Source organism: Methylomonas sp. BG-2 (assembly GCF_057766305.1).
In genome coordinates this window covers 1-4,948 of the sequence record NZ_JBYMAP010000274.1, presented here as the reverse complement: position 1 = coordinate 4,948, position 4,948 = coordinate 1, and the positions used below count along the sequence as shown (strand labels likewise).

Here is a 4,948-nt window from a genome sequence, read left to right as displayed (position 1 = left end):
CGCCTTTGGCCCAATCGGCGGGGTAGTGGGACGCGCCGGCGGCGACTGGAACCGTGTCGCGCGCCAGTACTTCGTTCAGCCCCGTTGCAACGGGGCCGCTACCGTCGGTTCAAGCCGCTAAGTCTTCTCGCCGCGCCGCTCCCAAATGCCGCGCAAAAAACCGGCGGCAAACAACAACAAAATAGCGACGCTCAACCACACGTTTTGCGCCGAGCTCAGTGTTGGCTGCTGCTCGGCGTTGTCACTGGCTGTTTTCTTCTCTTCCATTTCATAGCCTTCCAAAGGTTGGGCGGCATTCGGCGCGGCTTGGGCTTGAGCGGGAGGTTGTTGAGAGGGCGGTTGCTGAGCCTGCGTTGGCTGCGGTTGTGACTGAGCCGCTGCTGCGGGCGCCGGAGGTTGCGCTTGCGCCCCCGGCGCGGCGGCTTTTGCAGCCTTGGCCGCATCCTGTTGCTCGGCCAGTTTGCTGATTTCCGGGCTGCTGCAAGTGTCTTTGTTACAGGCCACGCCGGCCTTGGCGATCACTTCCTTGTTGACCTGCTCCAGCTTGGCTTTCACGGCCGGATCGGCTTGCCAGTAACCCTTGTTGATCGCCACCAGCATCCGGTCCACCATGGCCTGATAGGCCAGCAGATTGTCGGCTTGCTCGAACTTTTTCTGAATATCGAGCTGGTATTTGTCTTCGACATAGGTTTCGTACATGGCTTGCCATTTTTCGGCGCCGACCGCTTCCGGCACCGTCACCTGCCAGCCCCACAGGTTTTCCGCGACCATATTGATGAAGCGGGCACCGGCGTAGCCTTCCTTCAACATCGACTCTATCCATTTCGGGTTCAGGTAACGGCTTTGCATTTCCCGGCCCTGGTAACGTTCCAGACTCATGGTCTTGGCGGCGGTCGGGTCGGCCAGATCGGCGACCAGCACTTCCGGGGTCTTGCCGTTGACTTGCCTTGCGGCCATTGCCGTACCGCCCAGGTATTGGAAGAAGTCGTCGCCGTCCAACGAGGCGTAGACGTTGCTGGAGCGGCTGTGGATGACCGCGTCGGTGTCTTTCAACGACAACTTGAACAAGTCCACCGCCAGCGTCGCATCTTTGCTGGCCGCTTCGCCCCAATGGCCGCGGCCGTAAACGTGGTGCATACGATTGAAGAACACGTCGGCCAGTTGTTTTTCGTCCGTCCAGGTGTTGGACAGCGGAATCGCCCGATCCAGATTGGTACCGTAAGCGCCGGACGGCACGCTGAACAACCGGGCCGAAGCCATATCCAGCGCTTCCTCCGGCTTCAAGCCGCGCTTGACCAATTCGGCCTGGGTTTCTTTGATATGTCGACGCAGCGGGTTGTCGGGCTCGTCTTGTTCCTGGGCCTTGGTTTCGGCCTGATCCAGCAGTTTAATGACCGAAGCGAACAAGTCGCGGTATAAGCCGGACGGAATAATGGTGACGTCGACGCGCGGCCGTCCCAACGTGTCGCGGGCAATCACGTCCACGCCCTGGGTGCGGCCGCGCTCGTCCCAATGCGGTTTGACGCCGAGCAGATGCATGATCTCGGCTTCCATCACGCCTTCGTGGCGCGAGCTTTCCACGCCCCATAAATTGAACACCAACCGTTCCGGATAGTGGCCGTGCTGCTTTTTGAAGTCTTTGACCACTTGCTCAGCCAAGCGCGCGCCTTCGTTGTAAACCGCTTCGCTGGGTATCCGTGAGGGATCGAAACCGTACAAATCCTTGCCGGTCGGCAATGCGTCGGGGTTGCGCAACGGGTCACCGCCGCTGCCGGCCGGGATGTAGCGGCCGGCCAACGCATCGATCAGCGCGTTCATTTCCGCATTGGCGCTTTCCGCGATCAGCTTGGCCGTGGCTTGGACTTTTTGTTTCAGCGCTTCGCCTTTCAGCTTGGGATCGCGGGCAACAATGGCTTCGGCGAAACGCAATCTAGCGGTTTCGTCCGGCGCCTTGCCGAAGGTATGCAAACCCATCGGCACTTTTTTCTCGCGGATTTCCTTCAGGTAATGCTCCAGTTCTTCCAACTGGTCGGCCGTTTCGGCCCGTTGCATTTTCAAGTCTTTCAACAGCCCGGCCTTGCTGGCGATTTGGTTGATCTCGTCCAAGCGAATCTTCGCCAATTGCTCGCTTTTCTGGGCGGCGACGTTGTAGTCGTCCAACAAACCCGCCAGTTTGGCCAGTTCCGGATTCAGGTCGGCTTTATCGAGCGGCGGTGTCATATGCGAGATGATCGTCGCCATCGCCCGCCGCTTGGCCTGCAAGGCTTCGCCCACATCGTCCATGATGTAGGGGTAAATCTGCGGCACATCGGCCATCAGAATCTCGCCGGGATCGGCGGCGGCGAAGCCGACTTCCTTTCCGGAGAGCCATTCGTGGGTGGCATGCGTACCGAGATGGATCATCGCGTCGGCGTGGTAGCCTTTTTGTAGCCACAAATAGAACGCCACGTATTGATGATGCGGCGGCATCGTTACGTCGTGGTACAGTTTTTTTACGTCCTGCTCCCAGCCGCGCGACGGTTGCGGCGCCAACAACAAGTTGCCGTATTGCAGTGCCGGCAGGATCAGAAAGCGTTGGCCTTTGCTGTCGGTCCAGGCGCCGATTTTGCTGTCTTCCGGCTTGCCCCAAGACTTCAACATCGCGACCTTGAAAGTCTCCGGCAATGCCTCGAACCATTTTTGGTAATCGGCTATCGGCAACAACACCGCGCGGCCGCTGGCGGCGGCTTCGGCGATCGCACCCGACTCCCAGTTGCCGAGGTTGATGCCGTGGTTTTTGACGGCGGCTTTCAAGGCTTCGCCATCGGTCGGTGCGTTGCCCAATCGATAGCCTTCCTTACGCATCCGCTCCATGATCAGCAGCAGCGATTCCGGCAACACGTTCAGATACGAGGCGCCGATGTTTTCCTTGCCGGGCGGGTAGTTGTAGTACAGCAATGCGACTTTTTTGTCGGCGTTGGCGGTGCGGCGCAGTTTCGCCCAGTTGTCCAGGCGGTCGGCGTAGCGGGCGACGCGTTCCGGAATCGGCGTTTCGCGGACGAAATCCTGGCCGGTGGCTTGGTCGCGTACACTTTCTTTGCTGGCGACCACGGTCGGCGCAATTTCGCCGGCGAATTCCGGCAAGGCCACTTGCCAAGCCCGCTCCATCACGTCCAGACCGGTCGCCGATTCGGTCCACTGCGTTTGGCTCTGGCTGTTCAAGGCGATGCCATTCAACACCGGCACGCCCAAACGCGTCAGCGTCGGTACGGTCTTGTCCGGGCTGGCGCCGATCTTCAAGGCCAGCGCGGCGATGGCTGCGACACGGGATTTGCCGTTGCTATCGACCAGCATTTTCTCCAGCGTCTTGTCGTAGGGATAGCCGAATACTGGCAGCACGTTGTAGCCCTTGGCTTCCAATTGTTCGGCCAACGCTTTGACGGTGTCGGTCTGGCCGGACAGCGCCGACGAGCGGTAGAACAAAATCGCGATCCAGGGCCGGGCAGCCTGATAGCCGGCATAAGCCTTTTGATAACTGTCGAAATCGGCAAACAGCTGCTTGCTGCGCACATCGAAGGCGCCGATCTCCGGTTGGGCTTGCGGCGGCGCGATTTCGGCCTGGACATTTTTGAATTTGGCCAAGGCCAGCCGGATCATGTTGGCGGCGTTGTCGGCGCCGCCGGCCGACATATAGGCTTGCAGGTCTTTATCCAGTTGCAAGCCGTAATCGGCGAAATCGGCGTCGTAACTCAAACCCACCGCATACAACTTGCCGCCGCGCGCGGCGATTTGTTTGAACACCGCGCCGCCTTCGCGCAAAATGCCGCGCCCGGTGATTTGCGCCAACACCAGATCGGCTTGCTGCAATTCGGCCTGCTCGGCCTGCGCCAGTTTGGAGCTGGAATAAACCCGCAGTTTCACGCCTTGCAGTAGCGGATCGTTTTGCAATTTGCGCGCGGCTTCGACGGCGGTTTGCGAATCCAAATCGCCAAGGATCAGACCCAGATTGATCGGCGTTTCGGCGATGGCCGAGCCGGCGGCCAGCCACAGCAAAACAGTCAGTAGCCAGACCCCGTATTTACTCCGGCACATAAACCACCTTGCCGTCGTTCAAACGGTACGCGGTCCCCAAACGCTCACCGGAACCGCTGAGTTTGCGGTCGGTGACCTTGGATACCTTGATTTGCGAACCTTTCTTGCTGACGATTTCCATGGTGCCGTCGGCATTTTGCTTGGTCATCGTCACCGTCGATTCGGGATTCATCAGGTCCAGCATGTTGTAGGCCATGAACAAGGCCACCATCATGCTGACGATGAATACCACGCTGGCATCGAACAGGTTGGCGACGCCGGCGATTGGATCTTCTAGCGGTTCGCTGTTGCGGTGCAGACTAGAGCGTCTCAGATAGCGCATGGCTGTCCTCCTCGATTGCCAAATCTTGCGCATCCAATACCCGGCTAGCGGCCAGTTCGGCTTGATGGCGCATCGCGGCAAAATCAGCGCGTAGCCATTGCTCGCGCACCAGTGCCACCAGATAGGTAATCACGCCGCAGCCCAAGCCGGTGACGGTAGCGGTAAAGGCGGTGACCATGCTGCCGGCCATGCTCGGAATATTGCCTTGCGCCAAGGCAGCCAAGGAGATGCCCATCGGTATCAAGGTACCCATCAAGCCCAGCGCCGGGCCGAGTTTGATCACGAAACGCACCTGATCCAACTTGATCAATTGCCGGTGCTCGTGGGTTTGCAGCAGTAACTCCAGCTCAACGTCCAACGGCGCGGCGTTGGCGCGCTGTTGACTACCTAGCGCGACCGCCAGATCCAGATTGAACAAGCGCACGGTGCGCGAGCCGGCTTTGCGCCGCTCCAGCCATTCCTGCGCCAAACGACCGCAGACATAGATCGAATACGCGGCCAGCGAAGTGACGATCAGTAATACCGGCAGGTAGAGAGAGGATGAGATCAGGTACA

3 protein-coding genes are annotated in these 4,948 nt (G+C 59.4%); all 3 read right to left on the bottom strand.

The features are described from left to right. Positions 1-117: 117 nt before the first annotated feature. Positions 118-4,071 carry a cobaltochelatase subunit CobN gene (locus tag AC3B8H_RS18535; protein ID WP_488443012.1) on the bottom strand — a complete coding sequence of 1,318 codons (3,954 nt, stop codon included), beginning with the start codon at positions 4,069-4,071 and terminating at the stop codon, positions 118-120. Further along, positions 4,058-4,393: a DUF2149 domain-containing protein gene (locus AC3B8H_RS18530; RefSeq protein ID WP_319963098.1), complete on the bottom strand. Its 336-nt coding sequence runs from the start codon at positions 4,391-4,393 to the stop codon at positions 4,058-4,060. Before AC3B8H_RS18530 ends, AC3B8H_RS18535 begins: the two co-directional genes overlap by 14 nt. Further along, the coding region (locus AC3B8H_RS18525) for a MotA/TolQ/ExbB proton channel family protein (RefSeq protein ID WP_488443011.1) at positions 4,371-4,948 on the bottom strand (578 nt) is incomplete at its 5' end. The genes AC3B8H_RS18525 and AC3B8H_RS18530, both read right to left, overlap by 23 nt.